We start from the raw sequence: 22177 nt of genomic DNA on the forward strand, positions 1-22177 counted from the left end.
CCCCGTCGACGACGGCGACGAGACGCTCCTCGATCAGCGCCCGTCGGCGCTCGAGCCGTTCCATTACCCGCGCTTAGGAGAGGGTGAAAAAGTAGGTGACGGTTGTCGACGACTCGAGTTCCGCGCCGTGACGTCCTCGCCGAACAGTTCGGTCGGCTACTGGAACTCTGCGGTGAGCGCGGGAACGACGTCAGAACGACCTTTTTTCACTCGGGTCACTCACTTCGTTCGTGACCGCTCGTGCAAAAATCCCGACCAAAAAGACCGCACTCGCTCCCTCACGGACGCTTCACGTCCGTTCGGTTGTCGCGGTTCTCGTTCACGGGCTCACTTCGAACCGCGCATCGCTCGTGCGGAACAGTTACTGGAACTCTTCCGTAAGTGCGGGGACGACATCGAAGAGGTCGTCGTGGATCGCGTAGTCGGCGATATCCATGATCGGGGCGTTGGGGTCGGTGTTGATCGCGACGATCGTCTCCGAGCCCTTCATGCCGGCGACGTGCTGGACGGCGCCCGAAATACCGATCGCGATGTAGACGTCGGGCGTGACGACCTTGCCCGACTGGCCGACCTGGCGGTTCTTGGGCAGCCAGCCGTTGTCGACGATCGGACGCGAGGAGGAAACCGTCGCGTCCAGCGCGTCGGCCAGCTCCTCGATGATCTCGAGGTTTTCCTCTTCCTCGATCCCGCGACCGACGGAGACGAGCACGTCGGCCTCGCCGATGTCGACGTCGCCGCCGCCGACCTCCTCGAAGCCCGTCACCGTCGAGCGAACGGCGTCCTCGTCGATCTCGGCGTGGAACTCCCGGATCTCGGCGTCGCCGGTGCCGTCGGCGCCGGGCCACTCGGCCCCGCGGATGGTGACGACTGCGTTGCCCGTCAGCTCGTTCGTCGTCTCGACTTTCCCGCCGTACATCTCCCGGGTCGCGGTCAAGGTGTCGCCGTCGGCCTCGAGACCGACCGTGTCGGTGACGATCGGCAGGTCCAGGGCGTTCGCGACGGCGGGGGCGTAGTCGAGCCCGTTGACGCTGTTTGGCGCGACGACGTACTGCGGTGCGAGGTCGTCGTAGAGCTGGGTGATGACCTGGGTGTAGACGTCGTGGTTGAACTCCTCGCCGTACTCGACGGTGTGGACGACGTCGACGCCCTCCCGGTCGAGCTTGGTGGCGAGGTCCTCGACTGGACCGCTGATGACCGCGACGTGGAGCTCGCCGCCGGTCTCGTCGGCCAGCTGGCGGCCCGCGGTGACGACCTCGTAGCNGGACCGCTGATGACCGCGACGTGGAGCTCGCCGCCGGTCTCGTCGGCCAGCTGGCGGCCCGCGGTGACGACCTCGTAGCTGACGTCGCGCAGTTCGCCTCGGCGGTGGTCCGCGACCGCCAGTACGTCAGTCATGGCGCCACCCCCTTCTCGCGGAGCAGTTCGCCGAGTTCCGCGGCGGTCTCCTCGGCGCTGCCCTCCCAGAGGGTAACGTCGCTCTCGCTTTCGGGCTCGTACATGTCCGTGACGGTCACCGCGCCCTCGACGGCGCCCTCGTCGACGCCGAGGTCGCCGAGCGTCTGGACGTCGAGTTCCTTGCGCTGGGCCTGACGGATCCCGCGCAGGCTGGCGTAGCGGGGCTCGTTGATCCCCGTCTGGATCGTCAGCGCCGCGGGGAGCTCGATCTCGGTCAGCTCCTCGACGCCGCCCTCGAGTTCGCGCCGGACCGAGGCGACGCCGTCCTCGAGGTCGTGCTCGAGGTGGTTGACGACGGCGCCCCACTCGAAGCCCAGTTCTTCGGCGAGGGAGACGCCGGTTCCGCCCCAGTTGTCGTCGCCGGACTGCACCCCGGTCAGGACGAGGTCGGGCTCCTCGCGGTCGACGACCGCCCGGAGGATCTCGGTTTTCGCGCCGACGTCGAGCAGGTCGACGCCCTCGAGGGCGTCGTCCCAGACGCGGACCGCGCGGTCGGCGCCCTTCGCGAGCGCCTGGCGGATCGTCTGCTCGCACTCTTCGGGACCGATCGTCACCGTGACGACCTCGTCGGCGATACCCGCTTCCTGGAGCTGGACGGCTTCCTCGACGGCGTAGTCGTCCCACTCGTTGAGGTCGGCGCCGAGGTACTGCTCGGCGATCGTCGTCCCCTCGATCTCGAACTCGTCTTCGACGGTCGAGACCTCCTTGACCGTTACGAGGATCTTCATCATTTATCGATCGTACGCCCCACCCGTAAACGTTTTCGAAACACCGTGTCAGGAAGTTCCAGTTGATTCGGCGTTCGTCACAACACCGGATCGCGTCGCGCTCCGCGAGACGGATCCACCGACAGACGGGCCAACCGGGAGTCTCGAGACGGAAACGGTTTAACGACGCCGCCGGTAGTACGCCGTATGGCAGACTGTCCACTCGCTGACGACTGCCCGAGCTTCTCCGAGCGCATCTCGGGAATGGGCTGTCAACACTACGGCGATCGGGGTGGCAAGGAGTGGTGTAACCACTACAACCAGCCGATCGAGGACCTGAAGACCCAGCCCGTCAAACCCAGCGAGGAGGTCGTCGTCGACGTCGTCGACATGCACGAGAGCGGCGCCGGGGTCGGCCGAACCGAGGACGGATTCATCGTGATGGTCGACGGCGTCCTTCCGGAGGCCCGCGCCCGCGTCGAGATCACGCGAGTTCACAGCAACCACGCGCGCGCCGAAAAGCTCGAGTTGCTGCCGATGGACGACGAGGAGGACGCGGACGACGCTGACGATGCTGACGATGCTGACGACGTAGACGAGTCCGACGACGACGCGGACGCGGCGTCGGATTCGGTAGACGAGGAGACTGCCGAACCGCACCGCGAGCGGCTCGGGAGCCGCGAGAACTTCTGGGGCTCGTAACGACCCTCTCGAGTGGACAGCCGCTTTCGAAGCCGTCGCCGACGCGGTCGGCGACCGTGGAAGCTTTCACCCCGCCGGCGGCTACTGTTTCGTATGTCGACGCGAGCCCCATCGAGCCCCGCCGGAGGGGGATCGCCGTGATCGATGACGTCGCGGCCGTCCTCGAGGAGATCGGCTTCGACCCCGACGACAGCGTGTTAACCTACCGACAGGCGCAGGTGCTCGCGTTGCGCGAACGGGACGTCTCCCAGGCCGACATCGCCGACGCGCTGGGGACCTCCCGCGCGAACGTCTCCTCGATCGAGGCCAGCGCCCGAGAGAACGTCGCGAAGGCCAGGGAGACCGTCGCCTTCGCGGAGGCGCTCCGGTCCCCGGTCCGCGTCCAGGTCCCCGAAGGAACCGACCTGTACGACGTTCCACAGCTCGTCTACGAGGCCTGCGACGAGGCCGGCGTCAAGGTCGATCACACCGCACCCGACCTGATGAAAGTCGTCAGCGACGCCGCGGGTACCGCGATCACGGGTCGGCAGGTCGCCGCGCCCCTGACCGTCAGCGTCAGCGCCGAGGGCGTCGTCCGGGTCCGCCACCAGGAGTAGACGGATGCCGGAGTCCGGAGGGCTTTGTACGGGGCGCCCGTCGGTCGCGGTATGGATCTCGAACTCGACGGAACGACCGCGCTGGTAACGGCGTCCTCGAGCGGCCTCGGGTTCGCGAGCGCCCGGGCGCTGGCCGAGGCGGGAGCGAACGTGACGATCTGCGGCCGCGACGCCGAACGGCTCGCGGACGCCCGCGAGGAGCTCGAGGCGACCGCGGCCGGAGAGGTGCTGGCCCTCGAGGCCGACGTCACCGGCCCCGATCACGTCTCGCGACTCGTCGGTGAGACCGTCGAGACCTTCGGCGGCCTCGATCACCTCGTCACTTCCGCGGGCGGCCCCCCGAGCACGACCTTCCTCGAGACGAGCGAACAGGACTGGTACCGGGCCTACGACCTGCTGGTGATGAGCGTCGTCTGGACGATCGAGGAGGCCCACCCGCACCTGCTCGACTCCGAGCACGGAACGATCACCTGCATCACCTCCCGCACCGTCCGGGAGGTCGCCGACGGACTCCTGCTGTCGAACTCGGTGCGCCGGGGTGTGATCGGGCTGGTCAAGACGGTCTCGCGGGAGTTCGCCCCCGAGATCCGCGCCAACGCCGTCCTGCCCGGGACGATCGAGACGCCCCGCATCGAGGAGCTCGTCGAGGCCCGGGTCGAGCGCGGCGACTACGACGACTACGAGTCGGGACTGGCCGAGATGGCGAGCGACATCCCGATGGATCGCATCGGCGACCCCGAGGAGCTCGGCGAGGTCGTGGCCGTCCTCTCGAGTCCGCGAGCGAGCTTCGTCAACGGCGCCGAGGTGCCGATCGACGGCGGGCTGTTGCGAAGCTAGGGACGTCTCGAAACCGCCCTCCGTCGACGGTCGTCCCCGTAGAACAGTGAGCGGGACGGATGACTGGAATCGTCCGCTACGCTGGGCACCCAGAGCACGTTATCCCGATCGGAGCCGTACGATCGACATGGACGAGACGCCCGATCGCCCCGAGACTCCAGACGAGGACGTTGCGGCCGAAGCCGGCGCCGACCCGGAGGAGTTCCTCTCGCTTCTCCCGCACTTTTACCGAGGCACCGTGACCGAGGCGACCAGCGCGCAGGATCGGCTCGACCGAACGACCGACTGGGCGATCACCCTGATCGCCGCCCTGTTTTCGGTCGTGTTCGCGAGTCAGGACATGCCGGCGTACCTCCTGTTGATCGGGTTGGTACTACTGGGCATGTTTCTCTATTTCGAGGTCCGACGCTACCGGTTCTACGACGTGTGGCGGTCTCGAGTCCGGTTCGTCCAGGAGAACATCTTCGCGAACGCCTTCGACCCCGCCAGCGTCGAACAGCATCCGGACTGGAGGGCGGAGATCGGCGACGACCTCCGCCAACCGACGTTCAAGGTCTCGTACCTCGAAGCGCTCTCCCGTCGGATCCGGCGGGTGTACGCGCTGCTTTTCGTCGTCGTCGGACTCGCCTGGATCGCGAAGATCACCCTCTTTACCCCCGAGGCGCAGTGGACCGAGGCGGCGGAGCTCCCCGGAGTTCCAGGACCGGTCGTCGCAACGGCGCTAGCCGGGTTCTACTTCGCAGTCCTGCTGATCGCGTTCTGGCCGGGGAAGCGCGAGGCGAAGGGCGAAATTCACGACGTCGAACCCGGCCAGTGGAAGGACCCGGACGAGAAACGTCGGTAACCCGGACCGACCGCAGGCGTCGCGGAGAGCGCGGGGCCGTACGGCGACGTCTCGGCGACTCCACCGTCGACGAGTGCACGCTTCCAGCGAACGACGGGGAAACGGCCGTGCTCGAGTCCGTAACCGGTCAGGCGACCCGGTTCGTCGCTGCCTCCCCGTCAGCGAACCGCTCGACGTTCTCCCGGACGAGGTCGCCGACGGCCCGGTGGTAGTCCTCGGTGAAAGCTGCGCAGTGGGGCGTGACGATCACCTCCTCGAGCCCCCACAGCGGCGACTCCTCCGGAAGCGGTTCGGTCTCGAAGACGTCGAGCGCCGCGCCCGCGAGGGCGTCCGCCTCGAGGGCGTCGATCAGGGCGTCCTCGTCGACGACCGGACCGCGCCCGACGTTGACGAAGTAGGCGTCGTCGCGCATCGCCGCGAAGACGTCGGCGTCGAACAGGTGGCGAGTCTCTTCGGTCAGCGGGAGCGTGACGATCACGAAGTCGGCGTCGGCGACGGCCTCGTTGAGATCCTCGCTCGCGTAGACCGCCTCGAACCCCTCGGCGGGGTCGCCCGAGCGGCGAACGCCCGTGATCCGAACGCCCAGCGAACCTAGCACCTCGGCGACGCCGCTGCCGAGCGTCCCCGTGCCGACGACGCAGGCGGTCGTCCCCGGAAGGGTGAAGCCGTCGTCCCACTCGGGTTGCTCCCACTGCCGATCCTGCTGGTTCGCGACGTGTCGGTGGAGCCGTCTGGCGAACGCGAGCAGGTAGCCCGCGACGGTCTCGCCGACCCACCGGTCGTGGATCCCGGTGCTGTTCGTCAACAGGACGCCGCGCTCCTCGAACTCCTCGAACGGGAAGCGGTCGACGCCGGCCTGAATCGAGTGGACCCACTCCAGTTCGAGGAAGGCGTCGCGGTGCTCGAGGGTGACGACGGCGTCGCAGGAGTCGATCCCGTCGTCGCCGACGACGGCGACGTCGACGGGAAGCTCCGAGAGGTACTCCGCGAGCTCCGACGGCGGAAATACCAGTTCGACCGATTCGTGTACGCCTAATCGTTCGATGTCGGGTTGCACGGCCGACCGGTACGAACGACTCGAGGATCAAGCTTTGCACGAAGATGGGCGGCTCGGACGACGGTCTTTGTCAAAAGGGGCTCAGTGGGGTCGACTTCCTCCTCGCACTACTGTGCGAGGTTTCCTCTACGCGGTTCGGATGGATCCGTCTCGCTAGAGGCAATATTCCCCGTGTTTCGGGTACTCCGGTTTGCGAGATTCTCTTTGGTCGACCGACCGCGGCGTTGCCACCGATGGTCGTTCCACTCGAGACAGGGCACCTGTCGGTATCCCTCCCTAGACCTGTTCTGATCTGGGGTCGCAGGTCGAGCCGTCGACCCGTAGCTCGCGTACTGCTGCAGCATGTTCTCGCTCGCCGCTAAGTCACTATGGCCATTGAAGCCGCATTCCCGACAACGGAACGCATCTCCGTTCCGGTGGACGTTCGTGTCATTACATCGCGGACACCGGGAGGATGAACCGCGTTCATCTACGTCTCTGACGTCGATGCTACACTCATCCAGCACCTCTTTTAAACGGCGGCGAAACCTACCGTACGCCCAAAAGAGGTGAACCTTCTCGTTTACGCGAGTACTCCAATGTGAGGAAAGCTCTCCTAGGTCTCCAACGAGTACCGTTCCAACGCCCTGATGACGGAACCACTCGGCAAGATCGCGAACGAGTGCATCCTGTAGATGATTCCGACGAGCACTGCGATAGCGATAGAGCCGACGGATCCGACGACTCGTCCACTCTCCTGGCCCGAGTGCTGCCTGGAGATCTGCAATCCGTTCCGTCGTTCGATGAAAACGGCGGAACGGGGATCGGCCATCGTAGAGCCGTTGTTTCCCTCGAGACGTCGTAACGGCAACGAGGTTGTTTGCACCGATGTCCAAGGCTGCTACTGAGCCATCGTTGCTTGACTCAACAGCCAGTGATTCGTCCCGCTCTCGAACTGCGTTCGTAACGGGTTGGTATACCCTGAACGAATCAGTGTCTCTTTCGTATACGATCTCGAGACGGCCCTTTTCACCCGCCCATCGCGGACGACCACAAATTTCCACTCGCAGACGTTCGTTGTAACCAAGACCGCACTTCTCCTTCAGATCGAGACCGACCGGGATTTCTAATCGGCTCCGATCACCCCACTCGATGGTGTACTGATCGTTGCGAACGAGTGTCTGTAATTCACGCCGATCGTCGTCTTTCCAGTATCCAGGAGGATTCGCGTCTGCATCTTCCTTGCAAAGTGCAAAGAAACTCCGCCACGCTTCATCGCTGCGACGAGTGATTTGTTGAACGGCTGCGGCTCCGATCGTTCCTTTGTACTTGTCACGGTACGTGTCGGTCTCCGATCGCCAGATATCATCACCGGAAAAGAGCGCACTACGACGGTCGTATGTAATTTCGTTCCAGAGTGATGCGGACGCGTCAAGAATTTCGAGAAGGAGAAGCCTATCTCGTTTCCGAAGCGGACGTATCTCGAACGTATTGACACGTCTCACATAATGGAGCACGTGTTCCATAACTAAAGCGTTTCGGTGATCAGCCGGATATTAGAGCAACTGGTGGCAAGGAAGCAGTATGGTCGAAGGGGACGATTCGGGACGACCGCGTGAAACCACCACAGACGATGTACTCGCGGCGTTCGAAGAGATAAGCGCACCCGTTGCAACGGGGACAGAGCTCGCTCAATTACTAGGTGTCTCACAGCAAACTATCCTTCGCAGACTCGCCGAATTACACGAGGACGAGCGAGTGAAACGGAAGGAAGTCGGCGCTCGAGCTGTCGTTTGGTGGCCGGAGGATGAGGAGTAACACTACGATCGGTATCAGAAAGACGGTGGCTCAGCGAAAGCTCTCATCACAAGGGGCTAAGCTGGGGTAACTCTTCGTCATCGCCACCGCGAGATTCTACGGTCGTCGCGGTCAAAAACCCCACGAACCGGTCGAGCGGTGACCGCCGCTCTGGAGCGTCTCGACTACTGGTCCCTGTCGTCGCACCACTCCTCGAGAAGCAACCCGTACTGAATCGTGTCTCGGTACGCTCCATCGACGAATCGATCCTTCCGGATTCGTCCCTCGTCGAGACAGATCAGAAGACGATCGGCGTCGTCGTCGAGCCAGCGCTCGAGGTCACCGCGGCGCTTCAGCGGCGTTCCGAGCGGGTACCGTATCTCCGGGTTCGCGTACGCCCGCTGGAGGAACGGTCGGTCCTCGTCCTCGAGTGTCCGCAGCGTCACCCGCTCGCCCCGTCGGATCCGTGCTCCGGGCATACGGTTGTCGATACCGACGGTCAGGAAAAGCGTTGTGCGTCGACCGGTGCTACGCGCTCCGCCAGTCCTCGAGTTCGCGCAGCTCCGCGACGACGTCCTCGAGCCCTTCCGGGTCGAGACGGCCGCGCTCGGTTGCGACCTCGCTCACGCAGTCGGCTGGCGTCACGTCGAAGGTCGGGTTCGCCACGTCGAGGTCGGCGTCGCCGTCGTACACGGCCGAACGGTCGCCGGACTCGAGGTTCAGCTCCTCGCGGGTCGAGAGCTTGTCCGCGGCCGCGACGACCGTCACCGGGACGTCCTCCCGCGCGGCGGCGATCGAAAGCGTCCGGGTACCCGTCTTGTTGACGACGGCGCCGTCGGCCCGGATCGCGTCGGCGCCGACGAGGACCCGGTCGACGTCCTCGGTCGCGAGCAGGTGAGCCGCGGCCGCGTCGGTGTGGAGCGTAACGGGGACGTCCCCGGCGAGCGTCTCGGCGACGGCGACGCCCTCCCGGGCGGGGCGGGATTCGGCGACGAACACCCGCGAGGGGGCGCCCGCCTGGATCGCCTCGAGGACGGTGCCCGATCGGGACAGCGTCATAACGGAGCCCTCGAGGACGTCGGCCGCGGTCGCCGCGGCCTCGGTATCGGCCTCGAGGGCACGGTCGACGCCCGCCAGCGCCGCGTCCAGCACCTCGGGAGCGCCGGCTCGGTCCGTGTCGGCCGCGGCCTCGGCGTCGGCCATCGTTCGGTTCACGCGGTTCCGGAGGACAGCCATCGACGGGCGGGCCTCGAGCAGCCAACGGGCGAGTTCGGCGAGTTCGTCCCACTCCTCGTTGGCCGCGGCGTCCTCGCCGACCTTCGCCCGCTCGGCGACGAGCAGCCCGGCGCGGTCGCGAACGACCTCGAGCGCCCGGACCGACAGGGCGGCCGCGCCGCGTTCGTCGTCGGCCGCGATCGATCGCACCGTCGGTGCGACCCGTTCGTAGGCCGTCCAGAGCTTCGGGACCGTCTCGTACTCTGAGTTGGGGACCGCGATATCGGTCGGGGGAACCCACTCGAAGGCGTCGTGTTCCTCGCTCAGTTCGACCTCGCGGTCCTCGCAGTCGAAGAGGTAAGGGTGGACGACCCACTCCCGATCGAGGTCCGCGTCGGCGAACTCGACGGGCCGACCCGAACTGACGAGCGAAACCGCGCCCTCGAGTCCCGTCTCCTCGCGGATCTCCACGCGGACCTGTTCGTCTGGGTCGCCCTCCGCGAACCCCGAGACGGCGCCCCACCGGCCCGCGTAGGTTCCGACGGCGTCGCTGCGGCACAATAAGAGCACGTCGCCGCGGTGGCGCAGAAAAGCGGTGACGACGTGGGATCGGTCGCGGTCGTCGGTAGTCGCGGTCATGCTCGGACGGACGGCGGGCCCCCTGGAGTCGCTTTCGGAGCGTTGTGCTCGAGGGGGCGGTCGAAAGCTCCGGTGACGGTGCGCTTTTGGCGGCGCTCGCCCACCCTCCGGTATGGAACTGACAGCGGTCACGGACCTGCCCGAGGTCCGTCCCGGCGACGACCTCGCCGAACTCGTCGCCGATCGGGCCGCCCTCGAGCCCGGGGACGTACTCACCGTCGCGAGCACGGTCGTCTCGAAGGCCGAGGGACGGACGGCGGACCTCGAGGAGTTTCCAGTCAGCGGCCGCGCGACGGAACTCGCCGAGCGAATCGGGTCGGTCGCGGGCGAGCAGAAAGATCCCCGGTTCGCCCAGGCGGTCCTCGAGGAGAGCACCGAACTCCTGATCGAGTGTCCGTTCATGCTGACCGAGACGCGGTTCGGACACATCTGTGTCAACGCGGGGATCGATCGCTCGAACGTCCCGGACCACGATCTCCTCTTGCTTCCGCGAAAACCGACGGAAAGCGCCGAGCGCATCCGGGCGGGGCTCGCGGAGCGGGGCCACGAGGACGTCGCCGTGATCGTCACCGACACCTGCGGGCGCCCGTTCCGTCACGGCCAGCGCGGCGTCGCGCTCGGCTGGGCGGGGCTGCCCGCGAGCCGCGACTGGCGCGGCGAGCCCGACCGCGACGGCCGCGAACTGGGCGTCACCGTCCAGTCGGTGGTCGACGAGCTGGCAAGCGCCGCGAACCTCGTCACCGGAGAGGGCGCGGACGGCACCCCCGCCGTCGTCGTTCGCGACTGGGCGTTCGGCGACCTCGAGGGGAGCGACGAGCTGTTTCGAGACGTCGAGGACGACCTGGTTCGCCAGGCGCTGCGGGGATGGGACTTCGAACCATGACTGATTACGACACACCGACGGAGGAGACGACTCGAGGCATCGAGCTCACGCCGGAACACGCGCCCGAACGAATGGGCGAGCTCGCCGCGACGGCCGAACGCGAGGGGTTCGACGTCGCGTTCGCGAGCAGTCACTACTTCAACCGCGACCCGTTCGTCGCGCTCACGAAGATGGCCGAGGCGACCGAGACGATCCGGCTGGGGCCGGGGATCGTCAATCCCTACGACACCCACCCGGTGCGGCTCGCGAGCCAGGCCGCGACGATCGACGAGGTCAGCGACGGTCGCGGCGTCTTCGGGATCGGCGCGGGCGATCGCTCCGCGCTCTCGAACCTGGGCTACGATCACGAGCGACCGCTGCGGCGCGTCCTCGAATCGTTCGACGTCGCTCGTGACCTCTGGGCCGGCGAGACGATCACCCACGAGGGAACGTTCACCGCGCGGGACGCCTCGCTCAACCTCGAGCCCCGGGAGCTTCCCGTCTACGTCGGCGCGCAGGGGCCGCACATGCTCCGAATGAGCGCGAAACACGCCGACGGCGTGCTGATCAACGCGGCCCACCCGGACGACCTCGAGTGGGCCGCGGGACAGCTCGAGAAGGGGCTCGACGAGCGTTCCGACGACCGCGGCGAGTTCGAGTCGCTCGCGTTCGCCAGCACCAGCGTCGCGGCCGACGAGGACGCGGCCCGCGAGGCGGCCCGTCCCCCCGTGGCCTTCATCGTCGGCGGGGCGGCCGATCCCGTCCTCGAGCGCCACGACGTCGATCGCGAGGCGGCGAGCGAGATCAGCGACGCGGTCGAGAACGGCGACCTGGGCGAGGCGTTCGAGCGCGTGACCCCGCGGATGATCGATCGGTTCTGTATCGCCGGTACGACCGACACGGTCGCCGACCGCTTCGCGGCCGCCCTCGAGCACGTCGACGGGATCGTCGTCGGCTCGCCGCTGGGACCGGAACTCGAGGACGCGATCGAACGGGCGAGCGCAGCGCTTGCGGACGCGACGTAGTCCGAAAAGCGGTCGCGGTTAGTTCGGGGTGAAGAGGCTGCCGACGGCGCCGACCGTCAGCGCGCCGAAGACGCCCAGCGAGAAGACGATCAGCAGCGTTCCCGCGAGCACGAGCAGGGGGGCGAGCCCCTCGCCCATCGCGACGTCGGTGAACAGTGTGGTCATCTCTCGAACGTTGTCCACGATAACGTTCATCACTACGGCGGAATCCATGGGCGGGTGTTATCGGGGGTGGTACTTGGCGGTGCCGATCCCGCCGACCGACGAGCGGACTTAATTCGCCCCCGAACGTACGTCCGGGCATGTCCGACGATGCGACGCTGTCTGCCTTCGCCGAATCGACCGACGCCGACGGCGGAGAGGACGGCGAGTCCGAGCCGGATCGCGCCCGCGACACGGGAACCGACCTGTCGACCTACGCCTGGGGATCGTACGCCTGTCGACGCTGCGGGAACGAGGTTGAACGCGTCTGGCGGGACGACGGCGACCTGGTCTGTTCGGACTGCAAGTCCTGGTGAGCGACCGAAAGACGGCCGAAGCGGCGGCACGCCCCCGAACATTTATGTTTCTGTCGCGGCTCTATGAACCTGCAATGGCGAAAGGTACGGTCGCATTCTTCAACGACACTGGCGGTTACGGCTTCATCGAAAGCGAGGACGCGGACGAGGACGTGTTCTTCCACATGGAGGACGTCGGCGGCCCCGATCTGGAGGAGGGCCAGGAGGTCGAGTTCGAGATCGTGGAAGCCGAGAAGGGCCCGCGGGCGAACGACGTCGAACGGCTCTGAGGCGCCACGAGGGAGGTATCGTTCTCTGATCGTAACGTCTCGAGTGGCGACGCCAGCGCGGGAGCGACCGCCGCCCCGCGGCGCTACCCGTAATAAAAAGGATCGCGGGACGGGACGCAGGTCCCGATAGTGTTTAATATGCCCATTCCGTACTTTTGGTCGTAATGTCGGAAGTCTGCTCGACGTGCGGGCTGCCCGAAGAGCTCTGCGTCTGCGAGGACGTAGCCAAGGGACAACAGCAACTCAACATCCGCATTGACGAGCGCAGATACGGGAAAGAGGTAACGATCGTCGAAGGATTCGATCCGAAGGACGTCGACCTGGACAGTCTCTCGTCGGATCTCAAGTCCAAGTTCGCCTGCGGCGGCACCGTCGAGGACGGGCAGATCGAGCTCCAGGGGAACCACACCGGTCGCATCGAGGATTTCCTTCGGGACCGCGGCTTCAACGTCGCCTAACTCAGCCCGCGATGCTCTGAGACGACTTCCGAACCCGCGACCGTCTCGTGCACCGATTCTCTACCACCGTTTTTTGGAAACCGGCAGCCATCGAACGGTCGGTTCGTCGCGCCCCACGCCGAGCGACCGCGTTCAGAACGGCGACTCCGTCGACTCGGCGTCGGCCGCCGGCTCGTCGTCCTCGCCGCGAACGAGGCCGTACTTCATGCCGTACTCCTCGAGCCCGCCGGCCATGCTCTCGACGCGCGCGTCGGCGGTGCCCTCGTAGGAGCCGATGAGCTGGGCGGCCTGGACGCTCGCCTTTCCGTGCGGGCAGACGGTGACGATGCGATCGGCGCCCTCGAGTTCGTCGACGCGGGCGGTGAGTTCCCGAAACGGGAGGTTCTCGCTGCCCGGAATCTGGCTGTGAGCGAAGCTGCGCTCGTCGCGGATGTCGACGATGCGGACGTCGGCGTCGGACTCTACCAGCTCCTGTACCTCCTCCGTCGAGATTTCGCCGTCCATTGCCCCGGGATTAGGACGCGTCGCGAATAAGCGCCACGGGTCACGTCGGCGTCGTCCACGACAGTCGGCGACGCTGACCCCCGGCGTACCCGACTGGCGAGTCCCGGACGCGTCGGTACCGACTGCGATCCGTCTCAGAGCAGGCCCTCTTCTTTCGCGAGCAACAGTGCCGTCAGGGTCGAATCGTTGGCGGGCTGCTCGCGAGCGCGCTCCAGGGCCTCGGCGACCGGAACCGTCCGCACCTCGAGGAACTCGTTGTTGTCGAGTTCGCGCTCGCCGGGTTCGAGACCCTCGGCGTAGACGACCCCGCGGTCGTGACGCAGGACGCCCGTCGCGACGGCGTACTCCTGCAGGAGCGCGGTACTCGAGGGGCGAAATCCGGTCTCCTCCTCGAGCTCGCGGGCGGCCGCGGTCGTGTACGACTCGCCGTCCTCGACGATCCCCGCGGGAAGCTCGAGGTGGGTCTCGCGGATCGTCGGCCGGTACTGTTCGACGAACAGCAGGCGATCCCCGTCCCCGTCGGCCTCGAGGACGTCGGCGTCGATCCGGGCGACGACGACGACCGCGGGCGGGAGGTCGGCCCAGTAGTACCGCTTCTCGGAGCCGTCGGGCTGTCGAAGTCGGTCGTAGCCGCCCTCGTACCAGGGGGTGTCGTACTCGGTCACTTCCGCTACGAGCTCCCAGTCGTCGATATCGGTCATGGAAAACGGCTGCGTGCTCGAGGGGCGAATAGCTATCGTCTCCACGATCGAGGACGCCGTCAGTCCTCGATGACCTCGCGGTAGAGTCGCCCGAACGCCTGGCGGCGCAGCGTCGCGACCGCGGCCTCTTCCTCGTCCTGGAACGTCGCCGCGACGGCCTCGCCGGTCGGTCCGGCGTGCCAGGCGACGCTGTCGACGCGCTCGTGGCCGACCTCGGTCACCTGGCCGTCGTAGCGCTCGCGCCACTCCTCGTACTCCTCGCGGGAGCCGACCCGCACCTCGAGCAGGCTCGCAAACAGCGCGTCGCGGGCGGTCTCGACGACGTCGCCGTCGACGCGCTCGTCGTACTCCTCGCGGTCGAACGCCATCGCCTTCGCGACCTCGCGGACGACCGTCTGTGCCGCAGGGCCGACCGACTCGTAGCGCTCGCGTGCTTCCGCGGCCGACTCGAACGTGAACGTTCCCGTCGTCTCCATACGAGGATCCTCGCGGGTCCGGCAGTTACGCGTTTTCGTTCTCGGTGCCGGACTCACCCTTACCGTCAGCAGCGCCGTCGGTTCCGTCGGCCATCTGCTCGGTCAGTTTCCGGGCCTCCCGAAGCACCTGCTCGGCCTCGGCCGTCATCGAGCCGCGGCCCGGTTGGCGGCTCTGGTGGGCGAGACCGTCCTCGAGTCCGCCCGGTCGGCCGTGATCGGCGTGATCGTGGTCGTCGAAATCGGGCGTCTCGACGGTCTCCGCGTACTCGCTGACGATCGCGCCGAGCTCCTTGGGGCTACAGTCGGCCCACTCCGGGGCGTGATCCTCGAGCCAGGCCTCGTGTTCCGGACGACCGAGCGAGGCGGTGATCGCGAGGTGGTTCGCGAGGTGTTCCGCGTCCGCCTCCTCGGCGTCACAGACCGGACAGCGATATCCCATACTCGAAGGGTACGGTCCTCGGTCCTAAAACGTCCTCGAAGGGGGTTCACTCGAGCTTTCGGACCATCACGATCGCGTCCTCGTCGCCGTAGTAGTCCGGCACTCGCCGGAGCGGTTCGAACCCGAACTGCCGGTAGAGTCGCTTGGCCGCGTCGTTCGATTCCCGAACCTCGAGTTTGACGGAGTCGGCGCCGTGGGAGACCAACACGGCGACGGCCCGCGACAGCAACGCCGAGCCGACGCCGTTTCCCCGATCGTCGGGGAGGACGGCGATGTCCTTGACGTGGCCGCGGTTACGGCCGTACTGGCGGATCACGTTGGCGACGACGTACCCCGCGACCGCACCCGTCGGTCCGACGGCGACCAGAAAGCCGGGCTCGTCGAGAAAGCGTTCGAACGCGTCGTAGGGCCAGGGCTGGGAAAACGACGCCTGCTCGATGCGAACGACTGCGAGCAGGTCAGCGCGCTCGGCGGGACGGATCGAAATCTCGTCGTCTGCGGACGGGACCGACGTCGTCACACTCGGTCTACCGCCTCGAACGATAAAAGAGCTACCGCTCAGATCCGCTCGAGGCGCTCGACTTCCTCGTCCGACCAGTCGTAGAACCGACGGTCGGTTCCCTCGAGCGTCTCGACGCACTCGTTGTGTCGCCGTCGCGCGTCGTCGACGAGCGGGTCGTCGGGGTTGTTCTGGATCCACTCGCGCAGCTCCGCGAGCGCCGTCGGCGAGTAGGTGTCGATCCGATCCTGGCCCTCGAGGAGCTCGATCTTCCGACTCTCCTGGCGCATCGTCCGCACGAGCGCCCAGGACGCCACGCCCCAGAACGCGACCAGTGTGAACGCGAGCATCCCGAGGATATCAGCGGTTAACACCATCAGTCGTCACCCCCCGTCACGTCAGTTGTCCCCGGGTCGCCGCCGCGGCCCTCGAGGACCGACATCACCCCGTAGCCGACGATCGGAAGCAGGACGATGACGAGCATACCGCCGATCATCTCTGCCGACCCAAAATCCTCCCAGGCGTAGTAGGCCATGATGAAGATCATGACGGACGGAATGACGTACTTGATCACGGGATCCCACCACTTCCCGACGTGAACGCCGGCGTTGCGGTTGACCGCGAGCAATCGAAGGCGCTCCGGACCGAGGACCCACCCGATAACGCCGATAATGGCGAGCGTCGCGAGGGGGAGGCCCCAGTTACCAAAGACGAAGTCGAGGTAGTCGAGGATCGCGGGAGAGTAGGCGCTCGGAATCCCGAGCAGCCAGATCGCTCCGCAGACCCCGAGTACCGTCTGGGTTCGGCTCAGGCCGGTCTCCTCGGACAGCGTCGTGACGCTCACTTCGGTGATGACGACACCGGAGGTAAACGTCGCCAGGAAGAAGCCCAAGAAAAACAGGATCGCGACGAGCCCGCCCAGCGGGATCTCGGGGAAGACCTGTACGAGCGAGACGAACGCGAGCCCGGCCCCCGCGTCGGGTTCGACGCCGACCGCGAAGACGACGGGAAAAATCGCCAGCGCCGCCAGGATCGCAATACTCGACTCGCCGATGGCAGTGAAAACCCCTCCGCCGAGGGGGACGTCGTCGTACTCCCGCAGGTAGCTCCCGACGGTCAGTCCGATTCCCCAGCCGAGTCCGGTCGAGAACAGCGCCTGGCCGAGCGCGGCGATCCACGTCGATCCCTGGAGCAGGAACTCCCACTGAACGTCGAACGCAAACGCGATACCCTCGCTCGCGCCGGGCAGGGTGAGCCCGCGGACGGTCATGATCGCGAGCGCGATCACGAGCGCGGGGACGGCGTAGACGACGAGGCGCTCGACGCCCCGCCGAATCCCGAGCAGGAGAACCCCCGCGACCGACGCCATCACGACGGTATGGAGCCCGATCAGCAACGCCGGGTTCGCGAAGAACGAGTCGAGAAACGTCTGGGCTTCGAACCCGGGTGCGGTGAACGTAAACAGCAGCGAGTGGACCGCGTAGTACAGCGTCCAGCCGATCAGCGGGGAGTAGTACGACATCAACGCGACGTTGACCAGCAACACGATCACGCCCAGCCCGACCAGTCCGCCGCGGCCGAGAACGTCGCGGAACGCGCCGATGATGCCCTTTTTCGTGTACCGACCGAGCGCGACCTCGGCCATCAGTCCGGGAACTGCGAGGACGAACAGCAGGGTGAGAAACGCGAGGACGAACGCGCCACCCCCGTTGTTTCCCATCACGTACGGGAACCGCCAGATGTTCCCGGCGCCGACCATGGCGCCGATCATCGCCATCAGGAACCCGAATCTCGTTCCCCACTCCGCTCGAGCCGTCTTGGCGTCTGCCATCCTTGTATCCCTCCGAACGGCACTACCTCGAGCACGACCATATGTGTTGTGTGCCACCACGGGGCATATCGACGAGACGGCCACCCCGAGACGACGCTCTCGCGTGCAGAGAACAGGCGGTCGCAAGCCCGCTCGGCCGGCAAAAGGTCCGATCGAAGCGAGTCGAGGCTACTCCTCGTCGTCCTCGTCGATCGACGTCTCGGGTTCCTCGTCTTCGGTTCCGCCGTACTGGGTCTCCTCGTCGGTTTCGTCGCTCGTATCGTCTGTCATGACAGCTACTCTGCGGGCATGGCGTCCATCTCGAACGACTCGGTCAGCTCCGTCAGTTCGTCGAGCGCCTCCTGTTCCTCCCGCAGGTTCTCCTCGAGGAGATCGGCGGCTTCGTCCATTCCGAGCTGATCCGCGAGCGGAATGAGGTTGCCGTAGGCCGCGATCTCGTAGTGTTCGGTCTTCTCCGCGGCGGCCATGCTGTGGTAATCGAGCACCTCCTGGGAGGGATCCTCGTCGACGAACTCCTCGTACTCCTGGATCAGTCCCTTGATCCCCTCGCACTCCTCTTTCTCCGGCGGCTCGCCGAAGATGTCGAACACCTCCTCGAGACGGTCGATGTGCTCTTCCGTCTCCGACCGGTGCTCGGAAAACGCCGACGAAATCTCCTCCCGTTCGGTGTTCTCCTCGAGGTTCTCGAGCGCGTCGAGCAACTCGTGCTCGGCGTGATAGATGTCCTCGAGACCGTGCTCGAACAGCTTCTGTATCGTATCTACGGTCATCGTACCAGAAGCGACTCCGCCGGTTAGACGAAAAAGCCGACTCCCTGCGAGGGCAGGCGACGAGCCGTCGATCGCTGGCTCGCACGGGCCAGAGCTGCTAACCGCGGCGTCGTCACTTCGATCGTCCGAGGCGAGCAAACCGAGTCGGTCATCTCTCCCGCCGGTTTACCGGCTTCATTTGCCTCCTCTTTCGGTCGTGCCTCCTTCCGAGACGGTTCGAACGGAACCTGCTCGAGGCACCCTGCAACACGACGGGTCGGTCGGAAGGGCCGATTAACCGTCAGTTCCGGTTCGGGAGCCCGACCTATCGGGACCACTCGAGGGGACGCTCGGACGGTTATCAGCTACCAGCTGATCCGAGATACCGGCACCATTCTCCGAGAGGGGTGAGCATGGGTATCCTTTGCGGCTGAAGCGGTACTTATCTCTCCGGCTACCGAATACGGATCCATGCCAAACGTCCCGGATTGCAAGCCAGAACCGACCGAAAAGGACGACGATTTGGACGATTCGCACCTCGACGATATCGAGGAAGGAGCTGGCTGCACCGAAATCTGGGAACATCTCGCCGAAAAGCGAAACGAATGAGAGGATCCGCCCGACGGAACCTCGCTCTTTTTGGCTCTACCGCCCCTCAGTTGTGTCATGACTAACGATCGCACGAGGGACCGCTCTCGAGGCGACAGGGACGGGGACCCGATCCCGACGGATCGGGAATCACCAGTGGGATCGCCGGTTATTCGAGGGGATGAATCGGTCGCCGGATCTCACGCTCGCGAGGCCGTCCAGTTCGATCCCGACGATCCAGCCCGCCTCGCCGACGCCGCGGACACTGTCCGCCAGTTCGCGAGCGGCGACACCAACGACGACCACCTGTACATGCTTCGCGGCGCCGCCGCCTGTGCGGCGCTCGTTCGCGGCGAAGGATCCTACAAGGCCGCAGCCGAACGCGCTGGCGGGACCGCGACCGTCTCGTTCATCCGCAAGTGGGCCCGCGTCCACGACCTTCCGCGGTCGGTTCGGAAACAGGTTGCGCTCGGCCGTATCGCGCCGACGGCCGCCAAGCACATCGCCCGGGTCGGCGGCGAGGCACGCCTCCTCCTCGCCTGGGCGACACTCGACGGCAGCCTCACCGTCCGGGAGGTCCGCAGCGTCGCCAGTGCCGTCAACGACGGCGTCCCGATCGCCCAGGCGCTCGAAGAGCATGACGTCGAACTCGGCCGTATCGAACTCGTGCTCCCCCCCGAAACCTACCGCGATCTGCGCCGTACCGCATCGATCGACGACGCCGAACCCGGCGAACTCGTCGCGGCCGCGCTCGAGGAATTCCTCAACTGAGGTGTGCGCGCTGCCACGGCTCGAGAGAGAAACGTTTAACCGGTACTCCCCAAAAGTAGAAACCGAAGGGCCGGTAGCTCAGTCTGGCAGAGCGTCTGGCTTTTAACCAGACGGTCGCGTGTTCAAATCGCGCCCGGCCCGCTTCTCGCCGCGAGCAAATTCGCGAGCGGCGAGCATCGGAACCGGCGGGATCTGAACGCAGGGAGATCGCGCGCAACGGAGTGAGCACGTCCGACCGTGTGTTCAAATCACGTCCGGACCATTCATGAGCGATAGGTAGGGATTTGAACGCAGGATAGAAGGATGGGAAACCGGACCCATCTCAAGTGGTAACGCGTAAGAAGCCAAGGGCCGGATTTGAACCGGCGGTGGGCGGCTCTGCAGGCCGCTGCGTTCGGCCGGACTCTGCCACCTTGGCGCGGTTCTCAGTTATCACTGCGGTCGTTTAAATATAGCGGTACGAGCCGACACAGGTTCGACTGCTATTCGAATCCACGTCTCGAGCTGTTACCATGGAACGAGTAGATGCTTAATCGTCGAGTCTTCACGACTACACCTTAACGTTCTTCAATAAATACGGAAAGCCCACACAGCGGGCGCTGTGCGGGCTGAAACTGAGTATGAGTGGTGGCGGCGAATCGGTGTTTCCAGAGGGTCTCCNCAGGCGAGCTTATCTTCCGTGTTCGGGATGGGTACGGGAGGCACCTCGCCGCTGTGGCCGCCTGAATGCCGATCGACGGAATCGAACCGTCGCCTAACTCCAGTATCGGTCTCGAAGACCAGTGTGTACGTGTAGTCCAGTTTGCGTCCGGACCCGTTTCCGGGCACTGTGATCCGAATGCGTTGATGAATGTGTGGCTCGATCAGTTAGTGCTCGCGGGCTCAANCCCCGAGTCTATCGACCTCGTCTTCTACGAGTGATCTCGGTGGTTCCTCTTTTCCAGGTGGGTTTCGAGCTTAGATGCGTTCAGCTCTTACCCCGTGGTGCGTGGCTGCCCGGCACGTGCTCTTTCGAACAGCCGGTACACCAGTGGCACCCATTCGTAGTTCCTCTCGTACTATACGAACGTTCCCGTCAGGAACCATAACCCCCCCAATAGATAGCAGCCGACCTGTCTCACGACGGTCTAAACCCAGCTCACGACCTCCTTTAATAGGCGAACAACCTCACCCTTGCCCGCTTCTGCACGGGCAGGATGGAGGGAACCGACATCGAGGTAGCAAGCCACNACGACCTCCTTTAATAGGCGAACAACCTCACCCTTGCCCGCTTCTGCACGGGCAGGATGGAGGGAACCGACATCGAGGTAGCAAGCCACTCGGTCGATATGTGCTCTTGCGAGTGACGACTCTGTTATCCCTAAGGTAGCTTTTCTGTCAGCAATCTCCCGCATCAAGCAGGATGATTGGTTCGCTAGACCACGCTTTCGCGTCAGCGTCCGTCGTTGTGCCGGACACTGTCAGGCTTCCGTTTGCTCTTGCGCTCTTTCCCGCGTCTCCGACGCGGGGGAGGAAACCTTGGGGCGCGCTCGATATCTTTTCAAGCGCGTACCGCCCCAGTCAAACTGCCCGGCTACCAGTGTCCTCCGCCAGGAGTGAGAGTCGCAGTCACCATCGGGTAGTATTTCAATGNCGCCTCCTACCTATGCTGCACAATGGCGACCACGTCTCAGTGACAGCCTGCAGTAAAGCTCTATAGGGTCTTCGCTTCCCCTTGGGGGTCTCCAGACTCCGCACTGGAACGTACAGTTCACCGGGCCCAACGTTGGGACAGTGGCGCTCTCGTTGATCCATTCATGCAAGCCGCTACTGAAGCGGCAAGGTACTACGCTACCTTAAGAGGGTCATAGTTACCCCCGCCGTTAACGGGTCCTTCGTCCCCTTGTAAGGGGTGTTCAGATACCCGCACTGGGCAGGATTCAGTGACCGTACGAGTCCTTGCGGATTTGCGGTCACCTATGTTGTTACTAGACAGTCGGAGCGCCCGAGTCACTGCGACCTGCCCCATTGCGGGGCAGGCATCCCTTCTTCCGAAGGTACGGGACTAACTTGCCGAATTCCCTAACGTCGGTTACTCCCGACGGGCCTTGGCTTTCGCTGCCATGAGTACCTGTGTCGGATCTCGGTACGGACAGTGTGATTGCTTTTTCACGGGCTCTGGGTNTTCGACTGTTCGACCGGGCGAAGGCCCGGCAGCGGCGGCCCCAAAGCGTCAGCTTTGAGTTCACACTGGTACAGGAATATTAACCTGTTTCCCTGTTGTCTCAGTCGAGTTACGGTGAGACTTAGGACCGACTAACCCTCAGCTGATCAGCATTGCTGAGGAACCCTTACTCGTTCGGCCGTCGGGGGTTCAACCCGACTAACGCTGCTACTATGACCAGGATTGTCGTTACTGAACGGTCCACACGAACTCTCGTCCGTGCTTCCACCCGAACAGAACGCCGACCTACGCAATCACTCCATCAAGAGTGTGGCCAGGTCTCGGTGGTGAATTTGAGCCCCGATCATTTTGGGCGCCTCAAACCTCGGCCGGTAAGCTGTTACGCTTTTCTTAGAGGGTAGCTGCTTCTAAGCTCACCTCCCGGCTGTCTAGGGCTTGAGACCACCTTCGATCGCACTTAATTCACACTTGGGGACCTTAACCCGGCGCTGGGTT

General features: G+C 65.1%; 26 protein-coding genes, 2 tRNA genes, 2 rRNA genes and 1 pseudogene. 13 read left to right on the forward strand and 18 right to left on the reverse strand.

All coding sequences use genetic code 11. The features are described 5' to 3' along the window. Nucleotides 1-361 precede the first annotated feature (361 nt). Both C492_RS03970 and C492_RS03975 read right to left on the reverse strand, forming a co-directional pair. Nucleotides 362-1395, reverse strand: a pseudogene (locus C492_RS03970) (electron transfer flavoprotein subunit alpha/FixB family protein). Continuing rightward, nucleotides 1392-2183: an electron transfer flavoprotein subunit beta/FixA family protein gene (locus C492_RS03975; protein WP_008420679.1), complete on the reverse strand. Its 792-nt coding sequence runs from the start codon at nt 2181-2183 to the stop codon at nt 1392-1394. Before C492_RS03975 ends, C492_RS03970 begins: the two are co-directional and overlap by 4 nt. A 186-nt stretch (nt 2184-2369) precedes the next feature. Between C492_RS03975 and C492_RS03980 the strand changes: the two genes are divergently transcribed. The 4 genes from C492_RS03980 (at nt 2370) to C492_RS03995 (ending at nt 5141) form a co-directional block, all read left to right on the forward strand. Next, nucleotides 2370-2864, forward strand: coding sequence for a TRAM domain-containing protein (locus tag C492_RS03980; protein WP_008420681.1), 495 nt, complete (start codon nt 2370-2372; stop codon nt 2862-2864). A gap of 137 nt (nt 2865-3001) precedes the next feature. Then, a complete protein-coding gene (locus C492_RS03985) occupies nt 3002-3460 on the forward strand; it encodes a Tfx family DNA-binding protein (RefSeq protein ID WP_008420683.1) in 459 nt (152 codons plus the stop codon). Between the two features lie 51 nt (nt 3461-3511). Further along, the gene (locus tag C492_RS03990) at nt 3512-4297 is read left to right on the forward strand and encodes an SDR family oxidoreductase (RefSeq protein ID WP_008420685.1); all 786 of its coding nucleotides are present in this window, start codon (nt 3512-3514) and stop codon (nt 4295-4297) included. Between the two features lie 127 nt (nt 4298-4424). Further along, nucleotides 4425-5141 carry a DUF2270 domain-containing protein gene (locus C492_RS03995; RefSeq protein ID WP_008420686.1) on the forward strand — a complete coding sequence of 239 codons (717 nt, stop codon included), beginning with the start codon at nt 4425-4427 and terminating at the stop codon, nt 5139-5141. 127 nt (nt 5142-5268) lie between these two features. Here the strand turns inward: C492_RS03995 and ddh are convergent, their stop codons facing one another. Then, nucleotides 5269-6198: a D-2-hydroxyacid dehydrogenase gene (gene ddh, locus C492_RS04000; protein WP_008420688.1), complete on the reverse strand. Its 930-nt coding sequence runs from the start codon at nt 6196-6198 to the stop codon at nt 5269-5271. Nucleotides 6199-6305: 107 nt separating this feature from the next. Continuing rightward, nucleotides 6306-7682, reverse strand: a complete 1377-nt coding sequence (locus C492_RS22080; protein WP_008420690.1) for an IS200/IS605 family transposon protein TnpB — start codon at nt 7680-7682, stop codon at nt 6306-6308. A 79-nt stretch (nt 7683-7761) separates the two neighbouring features. Between C492_RS22080 and C492_RS22085 the strand changes: the two genes are divergently transcribed. Continuing rightward, entirely contained in the window at nt 7762-7995 is a 234-nt protein-coding gene (locus C492_RS22085) for an HTH domain-containing protein (protein WP_083898738.1), read from the forward strand. Nucleotides 7996-8159: 164 nt separating this feature from the next. Here the strand turns inward: C492_RS22085 and C492_RS04010 are convergent, their stop codons facing one another. Then, entirely contained in the window at nt 8160-8453 is a 294-nt protein-coding gene (locus C492_RS04010) for a GNAT family N-acetyltransferase (protein ID WP_008420692.1), read from the reverse strand. 49 nt (nt 8454-8502) lie between these two features. After that, on the reverse strand, nt 8503-9828 hold the full coding sequence (locus C492_RS04015) for an NUDIX domain-containing protein (RefSeq protein WP_008420693.1): 1326 nt from the start codon (nt 9826-9828) through the stop codon (nt 8503-8505). Nucleotides 9829-9940: 112 nt separating this feature from the next. Between C492_RS04015 and C492_RS04020 the strand changes: the two genes are divergently transcribed. Both C492_RS04020 and C492_RS04025 read left to right on the forward strand, forming a co-directional pair. Beyond that, nucleotides 9941-10711 carry a coenzyme F420-0:L-glutamate ligase gene (locus C492_RS04020; protein WP_008420695.1) on the forward strand — a complete coding sequence of 257 codons (771 nt, stop codon included), beginning with the start codon at nt 9941-9943 and terminating at the stop codon, nt 10709-10711. Continuing rightward, the gene (locus C492_RS04025; protein ID WP_008420696.1) at nt 10708-11715 is read left to right on the forward strand and encodes a 5,10-methylenetetrahydromethanopterin reductase; all 1008 of its coding nucleotides are present in this window, start codon (nt 10708-10710) and stop codon (nt 11713-11715) included. The genes C492_RS04020 and C492_RS04025 overlap by 4 nt, the downstream gene beginning before the upstream one ends. Before the next feature lie 18 nt (nt 11716-11733). Here C492_RS04025 and C492_RS04030 read toward each other — a convergent pair whose 3' ends face one another. Continuing rightward, entirely contained in the window at nt 11734-11928 is a 195-nt protein-coding gene (locus C492_RS04030) for a hypothetical protein (protein WP_008420698.1), read from the reverse strand. Between the two features lie 89 nt (nt 11929-12017). Between C492_RS04030 and C492_RS04035 the strand changes: the two genes are divergently transcribed. From C492_RS04035 to yciH, 3 genes are all read left to right on the forward strand, one after another. Next, on the forward strand, nt 12018-12233 hold the full coding sequence (locus tag C492_RS04035) for a DUF7573 domain-containing protein (RefSeq protein WP_008420700.1): 216 nt from the start codon (nt 12018-12020) through the stop codon (nt 12231-12233). Between the two features lie 74 nt (nt 12234-12307). After that, entirely contained in the window at nt 12308-12502 is a 195-nt protein-coding gene (locus C492_RS04040; RefSeq protein WP_008420701.1) for a cold-shock protein, read from the forward strand. A gap of 164 nt (nt 12503-12666) precedes the next feature. Further along, on the forward strand, nt 12667-12960 hold the full coding sequence (gene yciH, locus C492_RS04045) for a stress response translation initiation inhibitor YciH (protein ID WP_005553381.1): 294 nt from the start codon (nt 12667-12669) through the stop codon (nt 12958-12960). 132 nt (nt 12961-13092) lie between these two features. Here yciH and C492_RS04050 read toward each other — a convergent pair whose 3' ends face one another. The 8 genes from C492_RS04050 to C492_RS04085 all read right to left on the reverse strand — a co-directional run bounded on the left by C492_RS04050 (nt 13093) and on the right by C492_RS04085 (nt 18180). Beyond that, on the reverse strand, nt 13093-13464 hold the full coding sequence (locus C492_RS04050; protein ID WP_008420711.1) for a rhodanese-like domain-containing protein: 372 nt from the start codon (nt 13462-13464) through the stop codon (nt 13093-13095). Nucleotides 13465-13598: 134 nt separating this feature from the next. Further along, nucleotides 13599-14165, reverse strand: coding sequence for an NUDIX hydrolase (locus tag C492_RS04055; RefSeq protein WP_008420713.1), 567 nt, complete (start codon nt 14163-14165; stop codon nt 13599-13601). A gap of 59 nt (nt 14166-14224) precedes the next feature. Further along, nucleotides 14225-14641 carry a DUF5809 family protein gene (locus tag C492_RS04060; RefSeq protein WP_008420715.1) on the reverse strand — a complete coding sequence of 139 codons (417 nt, stop codon included), beginning with the start codon at nt 14639-14641 and terminating at the stop codon, nt 14225-14227. 25 nt (nt 14642-14666) lie between these two features. Further along, entirely contained in the window at nt 14667-15080 is a 414-nt protein-coding gene (locus tag C492_RS04065; RefSeq protein ID WP_008420716.1) for a DUF5810 domain-containing protein, read from the reverse strand. 46 nt (nt 15081-15126) lie between these two features. Then, on the reverse strand, nt 15127-15600 hold the full coding sequence (gene rimI / locus C492_RS04070; protein ID WP_008420719.1) for a ribosomal protein S18-alanine N-acetyltransferase: 474 nt from the start codon (nt 15598-15600) through the stop codon (nt 15127-15129). Nucleotides 15601-15638: 38 nt separating this feature from the next. Continuing rightward, nucleotides 15639-15956 carry a hypothetical protein gene (locus tag C492_RS04075; RefSeq protein WP_008420720.1) on the reverse strand — a complete coding sequence of 106 codons (318 nt, stop codon included), beginning with the start codon at nt 15954-15956 and terminating at the stop codon, nt 15639-15641. Beyond that, nucleotides 15956-17410, reverse strand: a complete 1455-nt coding sequence (locus C492_RS04080) for a sodium-dependent transporter (RefSeq protein ID WP_083898739.1) — start codon at nt 17408-17410, stop codon at nt 15956-15958. The genes C492_RS04075 and C492_RS04080 overlap by 1 nt, the downstream gene beginning before the upstream one ends. Before the next feature lie 275 nt (nt 17411-17685). Next, the gene (locus C492_RS04085) at nt 17686-18180 is read right to left on the reverse strand and encodes a ferritin-like domain-containing protein (protein ID WP_008420724.1); all 495 of its coding nucleotides are present in this window, start codon (nt 18178-18180) and stop codon (nt 17686-17688) included. Between the two features lie 450 nt (nt 18181-18630). Between C492_RS04085 and C492_RS24440 the strand changes: the two genes are divergently transcribed. The 3 genes from C492_RS24440 (at nt 18631) to C492_RS04095 (ending at nt 19659) form a co-directional block, all read left to right on the forward strand. Next, nucleotides 18631-18768: a hypothetical protein gene (locus C492_RS24440; RefSeq protein ID WP_167939225.1), complete on the forward strand. Its 138-nt coding sequence runs from the start codon at nt 18631-18633 to the stop codon at nt 18766-18768. A gap of 57 nt (nt 18769-18825) precedes the next feature. Then, entirely contained in the window at nt 18826-19518 is a 693-nt protein-coding gene (locus C492_RS04090) for a DUF7119 family protein (protein ID WP_049892691.1), read from the forward strand. Nucleotides 19519-19585: 67 nt separating this feature from the next. After that, a tRNA-Lys gene (locus C492_RS04095) sits at nt 19586-19659 on the forward strand. A gap of 201 nt (nt 19660-19860) precedes the next feature. Here the strand turns inward: C492_RS04095 and C492_RS04100 are convergent. The 3 genes from C492_RS04100 to C492_RS04110 all read right to left on the reverse strand — a co-directional run. Beyond that, nucleotides 19861-19936 (reverse strand) — tRNA-Cys (locus C492_RS04100). Nucleotides 19937-20143: 207 nt separating this feature from the next. Continuing rightward, nucleotides 20144-20244 (reverse strand): 5S ribosomal RNA (gene rrf, locus C492_RS04105). A gap of 121 nt (nt 20245-20365) precedes the next feature. Beyond that, nucleotides 20366-22177, reverse strand: a 23S ribosomal RNA gene (locus tag C492_RS04110); the annotation flags it as partial.

This window comes from Natronococcus jeotgali DSM 18795 (assembly GCF_000337695.1).
Classification (GTDB): Archaea; Halobacteriota; Halobacteria; order Halobacteriales; family Natrialbaceae; genus Natronococcus; species Natronococcus jeotgali.